A 17,065-nucleotide genomic window follows, 5' to 3' on the forward strand; every position below is an offset into this window, starting at 1 on the left:
CCACGCTGCCCGGGGTGGCGGCGAGGGCCGCCGCCGCCGCGCGCTGCGCGCTCACCCCGGCGCCCTGGAGCACCTTCCGTTCGGCGCTGTCCCTGTCGCCGTGGTCGCGGTCGTCCGCCCGGACGGCGCCCGTACCCGCGTCGATCTTCAGCTCGCGCCAGGTGCCGTCCCTGCCGAGCAGCTCGACCTCCCAGCGGGCGCCGTCCTCGCGCTCCACCGAGGCGACCGCGCCCGGGTACTTCTTCAGCGCCGCTGCCGCCGCGTCGCCGGCGGTGAGCGCCGTACGGGCCCCCGCAGCGGACGGAGTTCCCGAGGCCGTCCGGGTTCCCGAAGCGGACGGTGCCGCCGGTGTCACCACTGCCGTACGGGCGGCCTGGACGCGCCCGTCGTGTCCGTGGTCCTCGCCCTGGTCGCCCATGGCGAACGCCGTGTAACTCCCACCGCCGATCAGTACCGCTGCCGTCACTGCCGCGATGGTGATGTTGCGCCTCATGTGAAGCCCTCCCACTGGATCGGATTCCGTGACATCAATCTGGCCCGGGCAGGCTGAAGGCAGCCTGAAGTCACCTGAAGATGTCTTCAGGTTCCTTTTGGGAGGGTGGGCGCATGCGCTTGCTGATCGTGGAGGACGAGAAGAGGCTCGCGGTGTCGTTGGCCAAGGGGCTGACCGCCGAGGGCTTCGCCGTGGACGTCGTCCACGACGGGCTCGAAGGCCTGCACCGGGCGGGCGAGGGCGTGTACGACCTCGTGGTGCTCGACATCATGCTGCCGGGGCTGAACGGCTACCGCGTCTGCGCCGCCCTGCGCGCGGCAGGCAACGAGGTACCGATCCTGATGCTCACCGCCAAGGACGGCGAGTACGACGAGGCGGAAGGGCTCGACACCGGCGCCGACGACTACCTGACCAAGCCGTTCTCGTACGTGGTGCTCGTCGCGCGCGTCAAGGCGCTGCTGCGCCGGCGGGGCTCGGCGGGCGCCTCGCCCGTCCTGCGCATCGGCGCCCTCAGCGTCGACACCTCGACCCGCCGGGTCTTCCGGGGGGAGACCGAAGTGGCGCTCACCGCGAAGGAGTTCGCGGTGCTCGAACAGCTCGCGGTCAGGGCGGGCCAGGTGGTCGGCAAGCCGGAGATCCTGGAGCACGTCTGGGACTTCGCCTACGACGGCGACCCCAACATCATCGAGGTCTACATCAGCGCGCTGCGCCGCAAGATCGGCGCCGCCGCCATCCAGACGGTGCGCGGCGCCGGATACCGGCTGGTGGCCTCGTGAGACGCCCCCGCCCCTTCGGTTCCGTCCGGTCGAAGGCGTCGTTCGGCGCGACCGCCGTGGTGGCGGTCGCGCTGGTGGCCGCCGGGATCGCCGTACTCCTCTCGCTGCGCTCCAACCTGACCGGCCAGGCGCAGGGGCAGGCCGACGACACGGCGCGCAGGATCGCCCTGAGCGTCGCGACCCGTACGCCGGACGCGACGGCGTACGCGCGGCTCCCGCTGCCGGACGACGACCCGGTGCAGATCACCACGGAGGACGGCCAACTGCTCGCCGCCAGCAAGGATCTGGAGCGGATCAGCGGGACGGGGGTGGCGGCGGTGAAGGCCGCCCGGCCGCCGGCGTCCGGGCCGACCGCGACCCCGTCGACCCAGACCCCGCAGGCCCCGGCCCCCGGCACGGGCCAGGCCGGCCAGGGGGCGGGCGAGGACGACGACAGCGGACGGCACGGCCGGGGCCGCGGCACCGGTGACGACGGCGATGACCGGAGCGACGACGGCGGCGGCGACAACGACGGTGACGACGACAGCGGTGTCCGGGGCAGCGACGACGACGATCCCGCCGTCGGAGCCATCGGCGACAAGGTCCTTCCGGGGTCCGGGACCGCCACCCTCGACGGCGAGAGCGGCGACTACCGCTTCGCGACGATCGAGGCGACCGACCTGACGGGCCGCACGGTCCTCGTCCACGCGGGCGCCTCGCTCGCGGCCCGGGAGAGCGCCGTGAACACGGCCACCGTGGCGATGCTGATCGGGCTGCCCGTCCTGCTGCTGGTCGTCGCCGGTGTGACCTGGCTGGTGACCCGGCGGGCGCTGGCCCCGGTGGAGGGCATACGGCGCGAACTCGCCGCCATCACCGCCTCGGAGGACCTCTCCAGGCGGGTGCCCGAACCGGTGTCGCACGACGAGGTGGCGAGGCTGGCCCGTACGACCAACGAGACACTGACCGCGCTCGAAGCCTCCGTCGAGCGCCAGCGCAGCTTTGTCGCCGACGCCTCGCACGAACTGCGCAGCCCCATCGCGTCGTTGCGCACCCAGCTCGAAGTGGGCTCGGCGCATCCGCGGCTGCTCGACGTCCCGGGCGCGGTGAAGGACACCGTACGGCTCCAACAGCTCGCCGCCGACCTGCTGTTGCTGGCGCGGCTGGACGCGGGGGAGCGGCCCGGACGTACCAGGGTCGAGCTGGGCGAACTGGTCGGGGAGGAGGTGCTCCTGCGGCCCGGCGACCGCGTTCCGGTGACCGTCGACACCGAGTCGGGGGCCGAAGTGGCCGGTTCACGCGGCCAGTTGGCGCGGGTGCTCGGCAACCTCCTGGACAACGCCCAGCGCCACGCGCGCACCGAAGTCACCGTGTCCGTGCTCCGGCGCGGCCGACAGGTGGTCCTCGCGGTCGCCGACGACGGCGCCGGGGTGCCGGAGGGGGAGCGCGAGCGGGTCTTCGAGCGCTTCGTACGGCTCGACGACGCGCGCAGCCGCGACGACGGCGGCGCCGGGCTCGGCCTCGCCATCGCCCGCGACGTGGCGCGCCGCCACGGCGGCACGCTCGACGTCGGCACGGCGCCGTCCGGCGGGGCACGCTTCGAGCTGCGCCTGCCGCTGGCCGAGGGCTCCTAAGCCGAGGTCTCCCAGGGGCCTTGAAGGCTCCCAGGGTCCTGCCTCAGCTCTTGCCGCGGCACTCGCGCAGATGATCCGCGATCGGCGTCAGCGACGTCCGCAGGTCGGCGAGCGCCTCCGGCGTCAGCAGGTCGATGAAGTGCCTGCGCACAGAGGCGACATGGTGCGGCGCGACCCGCTGCATCGTCTCCATGCCCTTGTCCGTCAGGACGGCGAAGAGCCCCCGGCGGTCCGACTCGCAGTGCTGCCTGACCACCAGACCGGCCGTCTCCAGCCGGGTGATCTGGTGGGAGAGCCGGCTCTTGGACTGGAGGGTGGAGGCGGCGAGGTCGCTCATCCGCATCCGCCGCTCCTCGGACTCCGACAGATTGACGAGGATCTCGTAGTCGTTCATGGTCAGACCGAACGGCTGTAGGTCTTTTTCGAGCTGGTGCGTGAGCAGCCTGGCGACGTCCAGATGCGTACGCCACGCGCACTGCTCCGCCTCGCTCAGCCATTGAGTGGCGGTCTCGGTCTCGGTCTCCATAGTGATGATTATACCTAAGATGTTGAAAATTGGACAATCGAGGTCGGGGGTGAAGCGCCGCACCGCTCCGTTCCCATCATGCCCGGGCGCCGGGCCGTGCGCGCCGCCCGCTCACAGTCCGAAGCGCCTCTGGAGGTCCCCGAGCTGCCCCGGCATCCGCGGCATACCGCTCGCGCCGCCGGGCAGTCCGGTGCCTCCGCCGCCCGGTACGCCCGGCTCGTTCGGCACCGCTCCCATCGGCTGCTCGGCCATCAGCACCTCGGTCGACTGGAGCAGTACCGTGCCCGCGCCGACGAACTCGAACTGATGCTCCTCGCCGGACGCCCCGCCGATCCCCGTCATCGCCCGCAGCCCGCCCATCAGGCCCGTCATGTATCCGTGATCGTAGTGGTGGCAGGGTGACGGGCAGTCGGCCCAGCCCACCAGCGCCTGCGGATCCACCCGGATCGGCGGTTCCATGAAGACGACAGGGCCGTTCGAGGCGGCCACGAACTTCCCCGTACCGATCAGCGTCAGGAACCCGGGCACGATCGACTGTTTCAGGGCCAGCGAGGGCTGGTACGCCAGCAGGTTCCCGGAGCGGATCGTCAGATTGCCCTCCTCCAGGTCGTAGGAGTTCACGTCGAAGGCCCGGTCGGCGAGCAGCATCTTGCCGCTGCCCTCGGCCACCACCCAGTCGGCCGCGTGCAACGGTGAGTGGAAGCTCGTACGCACCAGGCGCTCGAACCGGCCGTGCCCGATCCCGTTGAAGTCGATGCGCCCGTAATAGGCGATCATCTTCCCCTTCTGGAGGAACCACTGGCTGCCGCTCAGCTCCACGCAGAACGTGTACGCGTTCACGTTGTCGTCGCTCGGCAGCGTCATCGGGTCGAAGATCACGGGCGCGCTCACAGCTTTTCCTCCGATGCCTGGACGTACACCGCGCCGCTGCCGCTCAGCTCCAACTGGAACGCCTCGCCGGAGCCGCGCCCCACCATGTCGCGCCAGCCGAGCGCGGTGGAGAGCTTGTTGCGTACGTCGCCGTGGTGCGCGACGTACGCCTGCGGGTCCACATGGACGGCCCGGCCCGGCGTGATCGGCACCTCGATCACCCCGCCGTGCGCCATCACGGCGGCCGCGCCATGGCCCTGGAGCGTCGTGGTGAACAGGCCCTGGCCGGTCACCTGACCGCGCACCATGCCCATGACGCCGCCCTGCGAACCCATGAACATCGTGCCCTGCTGGAGGGAGCCGTCGAACGCGAGCAGCCGGTCGGCCTCCACGTACAGGGTGTCGCCGGCCAGCGCGATGACCTGGATGTGGTGCCCGCCGTGGCCGAACATCACCGTGCCATTGCCCTCGACGGTCATCAGTGGCGTGGCCTCGTTCGCCACCCGCCGGCCGATCATCGACATCAGACCGCCCTGGCCGCCCTGGATGTTGGGGGTGAAGCTGACCTCGCCGCGGTACGCGAGCATCGCGCCGCGCTGGCTGAAGAGCTTCTGTCCCGGCGCCACCGTCGCCTCGACCATCTTCGAGTTGATCTCACGGAACGGCATCAGACGTCACCCCCGATCGTGTTGCGCTCGCTGGGCTGTACGTAGACGAGCCCGTCGCCCTCGAAACGGATCTGGAAGGACTCGCCCGAGCCCTCGCCCATCAGCGTCCGGAAGTTCACCCCGGACTGGAAGCTCTGCCGGAGCCCGCCCTGATGCGCGATGTACGCGCCGGGGTCGACCGAGAGCGGGTACTGCGGGGTCACCCGCAGGATCACAGCGGGGCCGTCGGACATGATCGCCGCCTGGCCCATGCCCTCGACGGTCGTCGTGAACAGGCCGTTGCCGCTCGCGCCGCCGCGCAGACCGGTGAAGGACGTACCGGTGCGCAGCCCCGCGTCCGTGCAGAGCAGGTTGCTCGCCTCGACGTACAGCTTGTCGCCGTTCAGCGACACGAGGTTGATCTCGCTCGCCCGGTCGGCGAACCAGCAGGTGCCCTGGCCCTTCACCTCCATCACGGTCATCTGTTCGCCGGTGATACGGCGGGTCACCATCCCGCGCAGACCCTCACCGCCGCCGGACATCTTCTTGAAGGCCATCTGGCCGTCGTACGCGACCATCGAGCCGTTCTTCGCCTTGACGGCGTCGCCGGACATGTCGACGGCGAGCACCTTGCTGCCTTGGAGTCGGAACTGAGCCACGCCACGACGGTAACGGGCGCCATCACGCGCGAACAGAGCTTTCCGTTCCGTATCCCCCTGAACGGACCCTGAATTCCGCGCACCGGCATCCGGGCCGACCCCACCAACGGCCGGACAAATCGGTCCTGCCACAATGAAACCGACCCTTGTGTGTGTATTCACAAGAGCGTGCTGCCCCCGATGACGAAGGTGCCTGCCTCGTGGACATCAAGACCGCATCCGCCCTCCACCGACTCCGTCTGGTCTCCGCGCCGGAAGCCGTGTCCTTCCTGCTGCTGCTGGTCTGCTCGGTGCTCAAGCGCACGACCGACTTCAACGCGGTTCCCGTGATGGGCATGGTCCACGGCGTGCTGTTCGTGCTGTACGTGATCTTCTGGGCGATGGCCTGGAAGCGCACAAGGTGGGCGCTGCCGACCGCGGCCTTCTACTTCATCCTCTCCGTCCTGCCGACCGGCGGCTTCTTCGCCGAGCGCAAGCTGAAGCGGGCTTCCGAAGACATGATCATCGCCTCCCGGGCGCGCCGCGAGGGTACGGTGAACGCATGATCATCGCCTTCTCCGTCTCCCCGCTGGGCGTGGGTGAGGACGTCGGTGAGTACGTGGCCGACGCCGTCCGTGTCGTCCGCGAGTCCGGCCTGCCGAACCACACCGACGCCATGTTCACCTCGATCGAGGGGGAGTGGGACGAGGTGATGGACGTGGTCAAGCGCGCCGTCGCCGCGGTCGAGGCCCGTGCCTCGCGGGTCTCCCTCGTCCTCAAGGCCGACATCAGGGCCGGTGTGACGGACGGTCTGACGTCGAAGGTCGAGACGATCGAACGCCACCTCGCCTGAGCGCCACCCGGCGAGAATGTGCACGCTCAGTAATAGTTGATTACGTAACGTAGTAATCGACCGTGCGTGTGAACCCGCAAACGTATTACCGCTCGCTCGGACGACTCCAGTCGACATGCCGGTTGATGTCCCCTTCTGTGGGGGTATCGACCTCGTTCGCCAGACTGGAGGCGCCGTGCGGCCGGAAGGCTACGACTACGACATGCACAGCCGCCTGGCCGGTCCCCTCACGGAACCGGACCAGGCGGCCACCTACCGGGTGCAGTACCGGAGCCTGATCGGACAGGAACCGCACCGAATACGCGCTGTCCTGCTGATGGCCCTGGCCCCGCTGCTCTCCGGCGCGCTGCTGGTCTACCTGCTCTGGCCCAGCCACCGTACGGAGCGCGAGGGCGGCGAACGCTGGCTGATCGCCTTCGACCACGTGATGCTCGTGTCGATCGGCCTCATCGCCTTCTTCATGCTCGTCAACGTCACCTCGATCGCCCACGCGACGCTCGTCGCCAGGGACCCGGTGCCCGTCACCCCCGAGACCGGCACCCGCGTCGCCTTCCTCACCACGTACGTACCCGGCAAGGAGCCGCTCGCCATGGTGCGGGCGACCCTCGAAGGCGCGGTGGCGCTGCGGCACAGCGGCCCGCTCGACGTCTGGCTCCTCGACGAGGGCGACGACCCCGGGGCAAAGGCGCTCTGCGACGCCCTGGGCGTCCGGCACTTCACCCGGCGCGGCATACCCGAGTGGAACCGCGACAAAGGCGTCCACAAGGCCAGGACCAAGCACGGCAATTACAACGCCTGGCTCGCCATGCACGGCGACGACTACGACTTCTTCGCCTCCGTCGACACCGACCACGTCCCCCTCCCCGGCTTCCTGGAGCGGATGACGGGATACTTCCGCGACCCGGACGTCGCCTTCGTCGTCGGCCCCCAGGTGTACGGGAACTACGACTCGCCGGTCACCAAGGCGGCCGAGTCGCAGCAGTTCCTCTTCCACGCGCTGATCCAGCGGGCCGGGAACCGCTACCACGCCCCGATGTTCGTCGGCACCAACAACGTCGTACGCGTCAAGGCGCTCAAACAGGTGGGCGGGCTGTACGACTCGATCACCGAGGACATGGCCACCGGCTTCGAGATCCACCGCCACCGCAACCCGCTCACCGGCCACTTCTGGCGCTCCGTCTACACCCCGGACGTCCTCGCCGTCGGCGAGGGCCCCGCCTCCTGGACGGACTTCTTCACCCAGCAGCTCCGCTGGTCGCGCGGCACGTACGAGACGCTGTTCAAGCAGTACTGGCGGGCGCCCCTCACCATGCCGCCCGGCCGGCTGATCAGCTACACGCTGATGCTCGTCTACTACCCGATGACCGCCGTCAACTGGCTGCTGGGCGTGCTGAGTTGTGTGCTCTTCCTCTGGCTCGGCGCCTCGGGCACCCAGGTCTCCTCCGAAGTCCTGCTGATGCTCTACAGCGACGCGGCGGCCTTCCAGGTGGGCCTCTACCTCTGGAACCGCCGGCACAACGTCTCACCGCACGAACCCGACGGTTCCGGAGGGCTCGCCGGGATGGCGATGTCCGCGCTCTCCGCGCCGATCTACCTCAAGTCGCTGGGCTCCGCCGTACTGCGCACCCGTGGCCGCTTCGTGGTCACCCCCAAGGGCGGCGAGGCCAGCCCCGACCGGCCGGCGACCTTCCGGCTCCACATCTTCTGGGCGGCCGTACTGATCAGCTCGCTGATCGCCTCCGCCTTCCTCGGCCACACCCACGCAGCGATGCGCACCTGGGCCGTGCTCGCCCTGGCCATCGCCCTTGCCCCGGTGGGCATTTGGGCCTGGACCAGTCGGCACGAGCGCGCCGAGGAGCCCACGGAGAGCGCAGCCACGACCGAGCAGACGGCCGAAGAGCCCGAGCCGGCCTTCGCCACGACGACGACAGGAGGAAACTGAGCAATGCCCGACTTCCGCTTCCGCCACCTGGGCCGCCGTTACCGACACCTGGGCCACTTCCGGCACTTGGGCCAGCTCCGGAACCTCGGCCGCCACCGTACCCACCGGTCCTCCAAGCGGCTGAAGAAGACACTGTTCGGCGGGGGAGCGCTGGTGGTGCTCGCCGGGCTCAACGCCCCCGCCGCGATCTCCTTCGCCGGCGAGAAGTACCACGCGTACAAGATCGCCCAGCCCAGTTACCAGCAGCGGTACGGCTCGTGGCAGGTTCTCGACGTACCCCGGCAGTACCGTACGAACGCGATCCACGCGGCCCTGCTGCACACCGGCAAGGTGCTGCTCATCGCCGGTTCGGGCAACAAGCAGGAGAAGTTCGACAAGGGGACCTTTGACACCGTCCTCTGGAACCCGGTGGACAACACCTTCAAGAAGATCCCCACCCCGGTGGACTTCTTCTGCTCCGGCCACTCCCAACTCCCCGACGGGCGCCTGCTGGTGGCGGGCGGCACCGCGCGGTACGAAGTGCTCGACGGCAAGGTCGGCAAAGCCGGCGGCGGGATGCGCGTGAAGAACGAGAACCCCGACAAGGCGGTCACCTTCAAGAGGGGGACCCGCTTCCGCTCGCCGTCCGGTGTCGAGTACGTGGCCAAGTTCGACGTCCATGTCCCCAAGGCCAAGAAGGAGTTCAAGGTCAGCTACGCCAAGAGCGGCCGGATGCTGCCCTGGCGGACCAAGGTGACACCGGGCGAGGCGCGGGTGTTCGTCGAGGCCGCCGAGGCGGGGCCCCAGGCGCTGACGACCGAGGCGGCGCAGTACGAGATCCTCGGCCTGAAGGGCAAGGACGCGGACAACCTCTACGGCCTCGCTCAGAAACTCACCACGGAGAAGCAGGACTTCCAAGGCATCAAGGCGGCCTACGAGTTCGACCCCGTGGCCGAGAAGTACGTACGCGTCGACCCGATGAAGGAGGCCCGCTGGTACCCGACGCTGGTGGGCCTCGACGACGGCAGGGTGCTCGCCGTCTCCGGCCTGGACGATGTCGGCGCCGTGGTGGCCGGCGACAACGAGATCTACGACCCGAAGACGAAGAAGTGGTCGAAGGGGCCCACCCGTTACTTCCCGACGTACCCCGCGCTCTTCCTCACCAAGGGCGGCAAGCTCTTCTACTCCGGCTCCAACGCCGGTTACGGGCCCGCCGACAAGGGCAGGCAGCCGGGCCTCTGGGACATCCGTACGAACAAGTTCACCCCGGTCAACGGCCTCGCCGACACCGACGCGACCGAGACCTCGTCCTCACTGATGCTGCCGCCCGCACAGGACCAGAAGGTGATGGTGCTCGGCGGCGGCGGGGTCGGCGAGTCGTCCAGGTCGACCCCGCGTACGGGGGTCGTCGACCTGAAGAAAACCGGCCCGGCCTTCCAGCAGGGCCCGAACCTGCCGCAGGGGACGCGCTACCTCAGCAGTGTGCTGATGCCGGACGACTCCGTGTTCACCACGGGCGGCTCGTCGGACTACCGGGGCCGCAACGCCAGCGACATCCACAAGGCGCAGTTCTACGACACGAAGACCAACGCCTTCCGCACGGCGGCGGAACCCACCGTCGGCCGCGACTACCACTCGGAGGCCCTGCTGCTCCCCGACGGCCGGGTGGCGAGCTTCGGCTCGGACCCGCTGTACAGCGACGCCGACAACACCAAACTGGGCAACTTCGAGCAGCGGGTGGAGATCTTCACCCCGCCCTACCTCCACGGCGACAGGGCCAAGAAGGAGAACCGCCCGGCCCTGGGGGCGGGCCCCGAGGAGACCGACGCGAACGGCAGGGCGACCTTCAAGGCGGCCGGAGCGAACCTGATCGTCAAGGCACGCCTGATGCGCCCGAGCGCCGTCACCCACTCCACGGACGTCGAGCAGCGCTCGATCGCCCTCGACCTGTCGACGGACCGGAACTCGGTGACGGTCGGCGTACCGAAGGACAGAACGCTGGTGCCGCCGGGCTGGTACATGCTCTTCGTGACGAATGCGATGGGGGTGCCGTCGGAGGCGAAATGGATTCATGTGCGCTGACGGGCGCGTGCGGGCCGCGCGGAGTTGGGGACCTCTGACCCTCGGGGCGGCCGCTCCGTGCGAGCCGCTCAGTCCCTCACCCTGCGCGCGAGGCCCAGCGCGTAGTCCGGCCACCAGGTGCCGGCCGCCGGGCCGCCCCGGCAGGGGCCGTCCGATTCGCCGGGGCGTTTGATCCACAGGTACGCGTCGAGGAGTTCGCTGCCCGTGCTGGTCGTCGGCGGCGTACCCAGGGCGCGGCCCGGCGGGTTGCACCAGGCCTGGGCGCGGCTGCGCGGCAGCGGGCCCGCGCCGTTGCGGCTCGTGTCCATGACGAAGTGGGCGCCGTCGAGGAGTCCGGAGAGCCGGGTGCCGAACGCCTTGACCGCGTTGTTCGACTGGAAGTTCGACACATTGAGCGAGAAGCCGTCGGCCTCACCGATCCCCGCCCTGCGCAGCGGATCGGTGATCTTGGCCGGGTCGGAGATCCAGGCCGGGTTGCCGGCGTCCAGGTAGACCTTGGTGTGCGGCTGCTGCTTCAGCCTGGCGACCGCCCCGGAGAGGAGCCCGAACCGCTCCTCGTGGTGCTCGGCCAGGGTGCAGCCGTCGGCGACGTGCGGTACGGCGTCGGGCTCCAGGATCACCACGGCCCTGGCATCCCCGATGGCACCGGCGAAGGCGTCCATCCAGCGGCCGTACGCCCCCGCGTCGGCCGCGCCGCCCGCGGAGTAGAGCCCGCAGTCGCGGTGCGGGATGTTGTACGCGACCAGCACCACCGTGCGCCGGGCGCCCGCGGCGCTCCGTACGGCCCGTTCGATCACCGGTACGGGATTGTCGCCCGGCGGCCAGTCCGCCACCGGCCGCTCGGCGATCCGCTTCAGCGCCTTGGCGTCGGCGGAACGCCCCTTCGTCTCCCAGGCCTTGACCTGACGGGCCGCCTCGCTGTCCGGGTCGACCCAGAAGGGCGAGGCCGCCGTGGGGGCCGCCTCGCCCTGGACGACGGACTCGGCGGGGTCGTACCCGGAGAGGGGCGAGGGACCTGAGCACCCGCCGAGGGCCACCACGCACAGGGCGGTGACGGTGAGCAAGCGGAACGATCTGCGGCCGGTCATGCGGCCCCCTTGTCGACAGCGCCAGTACCCAATAAAAACGACAGAACCGGCCTATCGTGGCATAACGGTCAGTCGGCGCCGGGCTGCGACACCGTCAGGGCGATGCCCAGGGGGGTCCGCTCGTACAGCACCTGGTGGGCGTAGCGCCGGGACGTCAGCAGGCCGGCGGCCCGTAGCACCGACAGGTGTGCCGATACCGTCGACGGGGCGAGGCCGAGGCGGTGGGACAGTGTCGACGTGCCCGTGGGCTCGTCGAGGGCGCACAGCACGTTGGCGCGGGCTCGGCCGAGCAGGCGGGCCAGTGTGTCGGGTGTGCGGTCCGACGGCTCCGTCCACAGGCCGCCGATGCCACGAGCCGGGTAGATGACGGCCGGCTGCCACGGCGGTTCGTAACCGCTGATGACGTCCGGCCAGCAGAAGACGCTCGGCATCAGTACGAGGCCCTGGCCGCCGAGTACGCGGGCGTGGTCGACGGCCGGGCTGGTGACGGTCAATGTGGAGGCGTTCCAGCCGAGTTGGGGGCTGAGTTCGCCGAGCAGCCGCTCGAAGCCGACATCCGCGAGCCGGCGCGAGTGGTACGCCACATCGGCCTCCAGCAGGGCGCGCAGCCGGGGCCAGTCGGGCTCGATCAGGGCCTGCCAGGCGCGTTCGAGCAGCTCGGCCAACTCCCGTAGCGCACGCGCCGGATCGGCCAGCATCGCGCGCCCCGCGGTCGACCCGGCGGCGCCCGGGGTGGCGGAGAGGGCCAGCGCGATGTCGGTGCGCGCCGTGGCGGGCGGGGTGGCCCTGAGCGTCTCCAACTCCTCCTCGAAGGACGCGAGTGGGCCGCGCGGCGGGGAACAGAGGAAGTCGGGGCTGTGTCCGCGCGACGGCATCAGCAGATGCAGCGGGCCGAGATCGAGCCCGGCAGCGGCGGTTCCTACCCGGCGCAGCCAGGCGAGGTGATAGCCGTGCCGACCCGGGCGGGCGAGGGTGCGTACGGCTTCCTGGGTCTCCCAGAGCGGCGAGACGGCGAAGCGGCAGCGGAGCAGGTCGTTCTCGTCGAAGTGGAGACGGGTCGGCATGGTCCGGCCTCGGGTCGGCTGGGGCGGTGTCATTCGGGGGCGGTGTCATTCGGCCTGAGCCGAAAGTCTAGGGCGCGGGCGCCGGCCGCCCGCAGGCTTCCGCCATGCCGACATCAACGAATGGGCACCCGGGCCCTGTTGGGCCGGACTCCGCCAGAGGTGAGCCCGCCGCTACGGGCCCCGCCGACGCCACCCGCGCCGATGCCACCTGCGCGACGGACCCCACCCCCGCCGGCTACCGAGCCGTCTTCGCCGTACGGGAGTTCCGCTTCGTCTTCGCCGCGCACCTGCTCTCGCTCCTCGGCGTGGTCGTCAGCGAGATCGCCCTGACCGTCCTCGTCTACGACCTCACCGGATCCCCGCTGCTCAGCGCCCTCACGTTCGCCCTCGGACTGCTGCCGTACCTGATCGGCGGGACCCTCTTCGCCGGGGTCGCCGACCGCTACCCGACCCGCCGGACGCTGGTCACCTGCGACCTGCTCTGCGCCGCCTGCGTCTGTGTGATGGTGCTGCCGGGCACCCCCATCGCCGGGCTGCTCGCCCTGCGGTGCGTCGTCGCAGCGATCTCGCCCGTCTTCACCGGGACCCGGATGGCGGCCCTCACCGACATCCTCGGCGAGGGCGATCTCTATGTCCTCGGCCGCTCGCTGCTGCGGATCGTCTCCCAGAGCGCGGTGCTCGCCGGGTTCGGCGCCGGTGGGCTGCTGCTCGCCGTCGTCCCCGCGCGCGGCGCCATCGTCGTCACGGCCGTCACGTTCCTCTGCTCGGCCACGCTCCTGCGCCTCGGTACGCGGGAGCGCCCCGCGCGCGGCGGCGGCGCGGGCGCCAAGAGCGGTGCGCTGATGCGTAGTTCGCTCGCCGGCACCCGGCTGGTGCTCGGTGACCGCAAGGTCCGTGCGCTGCTGCTGCTCTTCTGGGTGCCGCCGATGTTCGTGGTCGCGCCCGAGGCGCTCGCCGCCCCGTACGCCGACGCCGTCGGGGCGGGCCCGGCGGCCCTGGGGCTGATGATGTGCGCGATGTCGGTGGGGAGCATCCTGGCCGAGCTGTACGTCGGTACGGCGCTCTCGCCGCGCTCCCGGAGCCGTATCGTGCTGCCGGTCGCGGCCGCCGGGCTGGTGCCCCTCCTGGCGTACGCGGCCGAGCCCGGCGTCGTCCGGGCCCTGCCGGCGCTGGTGCTCGCCGGGGCGGGCTCCGCGTATGTCATCGGCCTGGACCAGTGGTTCGTGGCCGCCGTACCCGAAGAGCTGCGCGGCAGGGCGATGACGGTGCTCACCGCGGGCCTGATGACGGGCCAGGGCCTGGGCATGGCGCTGGCTGGGCTGGCCGCCGAGTTCGTGCCGGTGCACCAGGTCGTCGCGTGGTCCGGTGGGATCGGGACTGTGTGCGCCGTAGCGCTGGTCGTCGAGGCCCGCCGGGTGAGTGCGTCGTCGGCGGAACCGGACTCCGTGCCACAGGCGTGATGATTCGCCCAAGAACCGGACCAAATGGCCTGATACCGATCGATCGTGGCGATTCGGTCGGTGAATCCGACCGAAGTGCGAGACGGGGCTGACCAGCATATGACCAGTCGGTAGTGTCGGTGTTGTGCCGAAGCCGCTCAGTCTTCCCTTCGACCCGATCGCCCGCGCCGACGAACTCTGGAAACAGCGCTGGGGTCCCGTGCCCTCCATGGGTGCGATCACCTCGATCATGCGCGCCCACCAGATCCTCCTCGGCGAGGTCGACGCGGTCGTCAAACCGTACGGGCTGACCTTCGCCCGGTACGAGGCGCTGGTGCTGCTCACCTTCTCCAAGGCCGGTGAGCTGCCGATGTCCAAGATCGGCGAGCGGCTGATGGTCCACCCGACCTCGGTCACCAACACCGTGGACCGGCTGGTCCGTTCCGGTCTGGTCGACAAACGGCCCAACCCCAACGACGGCCGCGGCACCCTCGCCTCCATCACGGACAAGGGCCGCGAGGTGGTGGAGGCGGCCACCGGAGACCTGATGAAGATGGACTTCGGGCTCGGCGCGTACGACCAGGACGAGTGCGGGGAGATCTTCGCGATGCTGCGCCCGCTGCGGGTCGCGGCACAAGATTTCGAAGAGAGCTGAACGGGTCACCCCAGCGAAGATCGCCCGGAACGTGCCGGTTAGGCTCACCGGCATGAAACGAAGCGTGCTGACCCGCTATCGGGTCATGGCGTACGTCACGGGCGTGCTGCTTGTCCTGCTGACCCTGGGTGTCATCGCCAAATACCTGCTCGGCATCGACGGAGCGGCGAGCTTCGTCGAGGTCGTCGGTATCGCGCACGGCTGGCTCTTCATCGTCTATCTCGTCTTCGCCTTCGACCTCGGTTCCAAGGCGAAGTGGCCGGTGGGCAGGCAGTTGTGGGTGCTTCTCGCGGGTACGGTCCCGACCGCCGCCTTCTTCGTGGAGCGCAGGGCGACGCGCGAGCTGGAGTCCAAGATCGTGGACCCGAGCCCCGTGGCCGCGAAGGTCTGACGCGGGTCTGAAGCAGATCCGACCAAGGTCTGACGCGGGTCCGATACGGGCCTGAACCATTCGCCCGTGGGGGCCGTACGGCGCCGTCGGCCGTACGGCCCCCACGGGCGTCATGCTGTCGTCACCCACCGTCACGGCCCGGGGCCCGCCCGTCGCGGCCTCCGAGGAATCAAGGCACATTCCACGTCCGTGGCCTGAAATCATCGACATTTACTTGGACGTCCTAGTAAATTCGAGGGTATGGACGGTGCAGGCATGAACGGCAGAAACGGTTCGGACGCGGAGGCCATCGAGGCGGGCCGCGCACGCTGGCAGGCCCGCTACGACAAGGCGCGCAAACGAGACGCCGATTTCACGACACTCTCCGCCGACCCGGTGGACCCGGTCTACGGCCCCAGGCCCGGCGACACCTACGAGGGCTTCGAGCGGATCGGCTGGCCCGGCGAGTACCCCTTCACCCGGGGGCTCCACCCGACCGGATACCGGGGCAGGACCTGGACCATCCGCCAGTTCGCCGGCTTCGGCAACGCCCGGCAGACCAACGAGCGCTACAAGACGATCCTGGCCAACGGCGGCGGCGGGCTCTCCGTGGCGTTCGACATGCCGACGCTGATGGGCCGCGACTCCGACGACCCGCGCTCGCTCGGCGAGGTCGGGCACTGCGGGGTCGCCATCGACTCCGCCGCCGACATGGAGCTGCTGTTCGGTGACATCCCGCTCGGCGATGTCACCACGTCGATGACCATCAGCGGCCCCGCCGTCCCGGTCTTCTGCATGTACCTCGTCGCGGCCGAGCGCCAGGGCGTCGACCCCGCCGTACTCAACGGCACGCTCCAGACCGACATCTTCAAGGAGTACATCGCGCAGAAGGAGTGGCTCTTCCAGCCCGAGCCACACCTGCGCCTCATCGGCGACCTGATGGAGCACTGCGCCCGCTCCATCCCCGCCTACAAGCCGCTCTCGGTCTCCGGCTACCACATCCGCGAGGCCGGATCGACGGCCGCGCAGGAGCTGGCGTACACCCTCGCCGACGGCTTCGGATACGTGGAGCTGGGCCTCAGCCGGGGCATGGACGTGGACGCCTTCGCCTCCGGGCTCTCGTTCTTCTTCGACGCGCACCTCGACTTCTTCGAGGAGATCGCCAAATTCCGCGCCGCCCGCCGTATCTGGGCGCGCTGGATGAAGGAGGTCTACGGCGCCACCACCGACAAGGCGCAGTGGCTGCGCTTCCACACCCAGACGGCCGGCGTCTCGCTGACCGCGCAGCAGCCGTACAACAACGTCGTACGGACCGCCGTCGAGGCGCTGTCGGCCATCCTCGGCGGTACGAACTCCCTGCACACGAACGCGCTCGACGAGACCCTCGCGCTCCCCAGCGAGCAGGCCGCCGAGATCGCGCTGCGTACGCAGCAGGTGCTGATGGAGGAGACGGGCGTCGCCAATGTGGCCGACCCGCTCGGCGGCTCCTGGTTCGTCGAGCAGCTCACCGACCGGATCGAGGCGGACGCCGAGAAGATCTTCGAGCAGATCAAGGAGCGCGGGCTGCGGGCCCACCCGGACGGAAAGCACCCGATCGGCCCCATGACGTCAGGGATTCTGCGCGGGATCGAGGACGGCTGGTTCACCGGCGAGATCGCCGAGTCCGCATTCCAGTACCAGCGCGCCCTGGAGAAGGGCGACAAGCACGTCGTCGGCGTCAACGTCCTCCACGGCTCCGTCACCGGTGACCTGGAGATCCTGCGGGTCAGCCACGAGGTCGAGCGCGACCAGGTCGCCACCCTCGCCGAGCGCAGGGCCGCACGCGACGACGCGGCCGTCACGGCGGCGCTGGACGCGATGCTGGCGGCGGCGCGCGACGGGTCGAACATGATCGCGCCGATGCTGGAGGCCGTACGCGCCGAGGCGACGCTCGGTGAGATCTGCGGGGTGCTGCGCGACGAGTGGGGTACGTACACGGAGCCGCCCGGCTTCTGAGCCCGCCGCCGGATCTCCCGAATCCTGCCCGAATCCCC

Annotated in this window: 17 protein-coding genes; 10 read left to right on the forward strand and 7 right to left on the reverse strand. The window is 70.1% G+C overall.

All coding sequences use genetic code 11. The features are described from left to right. Window positions 1–493: PepSY domain-containing protein (locus tag QR77_RS28595; protein ID WP_040024907.1), on the reverse strand; the 493-nt coding region annotated here is incomplete at its 3' end. A 113-nt stretch (window positions 494–606) separates the two neighbouring features. Here QR77_RS28595 and QR77_RS28600 point away from each other — a divergent pair. Both QR77_RS28600 and QR77_RS28605 read left to right on the forward strand, forming a co-directional pair. After that, the gene (locus QR77_RS28600; RefSeq protein WP_040024909.1) at window positions 607–1,269 is read left to right on the forward strand and encodes a response regulator transcription factor; all 663 of its coding nucleotides are present in this window, start codon (window positions 607–609) and stop codon (window positions 1,267–1,269) included. Continuing rightward, window positions 1,266–2,879, forward strand: a complete 1,614-nt coding sequence (locus tag QR77_RS28605; RefSeq protein ID WP_040024910.1) for a HAMP domain-containing sensor histidine kinase — start codon at window positions 1,266–1,268, stop codon at window positions 2,877–2,879. Before QR77_RS28600 ends, QR77_RS28605 begins: the two co-directional genes overlap by 4 nt. A gap of 43 nt (window positions 2,880–2,922) precedes the next feature. Here the strand turns inward: QR77_RS28605 and QR77_RS28610 are convergent, their stop codons facing one another. From QR77_RS28610 to QR77_RS28625, 4 genes are all read right to left on the reverse strand, one after another. Continuing rightward, a complete protein-coding gene (locus tag QR77_RS28610; protein WP_040024911.1) occupies window positions 2,923–3,405 on the reverse strand; it encodes a MarR family transcriptional regulator in 483 nt (160 codons plus the stop codon). Between the two features lie 111 nt (window positions 3,406–3,516). Continuing rightward, window positions 3,517–4,296, reverse strand: a complete 780-nt coding sequence (locus QR77_RS28615; RefSeq protein WP_040024913.1) for an AIM24 family protein — start codon at window positions 4,294–4,296, stop codon at window positions 3,517–3,519. Further along, on the reverse strand, window positions 4,293–4,943 hold the full coding sequence (locus QR77_RS28620; protein WP_040024914.1) for an AIM24 family protein: 651 nt from the start codon (window positions 4,941–4,943) through the stop codon (window positions 4,293–4,295). The genes QR77_RS28615 and QR77_RS28620 overlap by 4 nt, the downstream gene beginning before the upstream one ends. Further along, window positions 4,943–5,581, reverse strand: coding sequence for an AIM24 family protein (locus tag QR77_RS28625; RefSeq protein ID WP_040024915.1), 639 nt, complete (start codon window positions 5,579–5,581; stop codon window positions 4,943–4,945). The genes QR77_RS28620 and QR77_RS28625 overlap by 1 nt, the downstream gene beginning before the upstream one ends. A gap of 200 nt (window positions 5,582–5,781) precedes the next feature. On the opposite strand from QR77_RS28625, the gene QR77_RS28630 reads away from it, so the two are divergent. The 4 genes from QR77_RS28630 (at window position 5,782) to QR77_RS28645 (ending at window position 10,416) form a co-directional block, all read left to right on the forward strand. Continuing rightward, window positions 5,782–6,126, forward strand: a complete 345-nt coding sequence (locus tag QR77_RS28630; protein ID WP_040024916.1) for a DUF3817 domain-containing protein — start codon at window positions 5,782–5,784, stop codon at window positions 6,124–6,126. Then, the gene (locus QR77_RS28635; RefSeq protein WP_040024917.1) at window positions 6,123–6,413 is read left to right on the forward strand and encodes an MTH1187 family thiamine-binding protein; all 291 of its coding nucleotides are present in this window, start codon (window positions 6,123–6,125) and stop codon (window positions 6,411–6,413) included. Before QR77_RS28630 ends, QR77_RS28635 begins: the two co-directional genes overlap by 4 nt. A gap of 175 nt (window positions 6,414–6,588) precedes the next feature. After that, a complete protein-coding gene (locus QR77_RS28640) occupies window positions 6,589–8,355 on the forward strand; it encodes a cellulose synthase catalytic subunit (protein WP_040024918.1) in 1,767 nt (588 codons plus the stop codon). Between the two features lie 3 nt (window positions 8,356–8,358). Next, the gene (locus QR77_RS28645) at window positions 8,359–10,416 is read left to right on the forward strand and encodes a kelch motif-containing protein (RefSeq protein WP_078877260.1); all 2,058 of its coding nucleotides are present in this window, start codon (window positions 8,359–8,361) and stop codon (window positions 10,414–10,416) included. A 68-nt stretch (window positions 10,417–10,484) separates the two neighbouring features. Here QR77_RS28645 and QR77_RS28650 read toward each other — a convergent pair whose 3' ends face one another. Further along, entirely contained in the window at window positions 10,485–11,504 is a 1,020-nt protein-coding gene (locus tag QR77_RS28650; protein ID WP_040024919.1) for a glycoside hydrolase family 6 protein, read from the reverse strand. A gap of 68 nt (window positions 11,505–11,572) precedes the next feature. Continuing rightward, window positions 11,573–12,568 (reverse strand): DUF5937 family protein, encoded by a 996-nt coding sequence (locus QR77_RS28655; RefSeq protein ID WP_040024920.1) that lies wholly within the window; start codon window positions 12,566–12,568, stop codon window positions 11,573–11,575. Between the two features lie 104 nt (window positions 12,569–12,672). Here QR77_RS28655 and QR77_RS28660 point away from each other — a divergent pair, with 104 nt between their 5' ends. From QR77_RS28660 to QR77_RS28675, 4 genes are all read left to right on the forward strand, one after another. Then, window positions 12,673–14,028: an MFS transporter gene (locus tag QR77_RS28660; protein WP_040024921.1), complete on the forward strand. Its 1,356-nt coding sequence runs from the start codon at window positions 12,673–12,675 to the stop codon at window positions 14,026–14,028. Window positions 14,029–14,152: 124 nt separating this feature from the next. After that, window positions 14,153–14,662 carry a MarR family transcriptional regulator gene (locus tag QR77_RS28665; protein ID WP_040024922.1) on the forward strand — a complete coding sequence of 170 codons (510 nt, stop codon included), beginning with the start codon at window positions 14,153–14,155 and terminating at the stop codon, window positions 14,660–14,662. A gap of 52 nt (window positions 14,663–14,714) precedes the next feature. Beyond that, window positions 14,715–15,053: a DUF3817 domain-containing protein gene (locus QR77_RS28670; RefSeq protein ID WP_040024923.1), complete on the forward strand. Its 339-nt coding sequence runs from the start codon at window positions 14,715–14,717 to the stop codon at window positions 15,051–15,053. Between the two features lie 255 nt (window positions 15,054–15,308). After that, a complete protein-coding gene (locus tag QR77_RS28675) occupies window positions 15,309–17,027 on the forward strand; it encodes a methylmalonyl-CoA mutase family protein (RefSeq protein ID WP_040024925.1) in 1,719 nt (572 codons plus the stop codon). Window positions 17,028–17,065: the final 38 nt, after the last annotated feature.

Source organism: Streptomyces sp. 150FB (genome assembly GCF_000818195.1).
GTDB lineage: Bacteria > Actinomycetota > Actinomycetes > Streptomycetales > Streptomycetaceae > Streptomyces.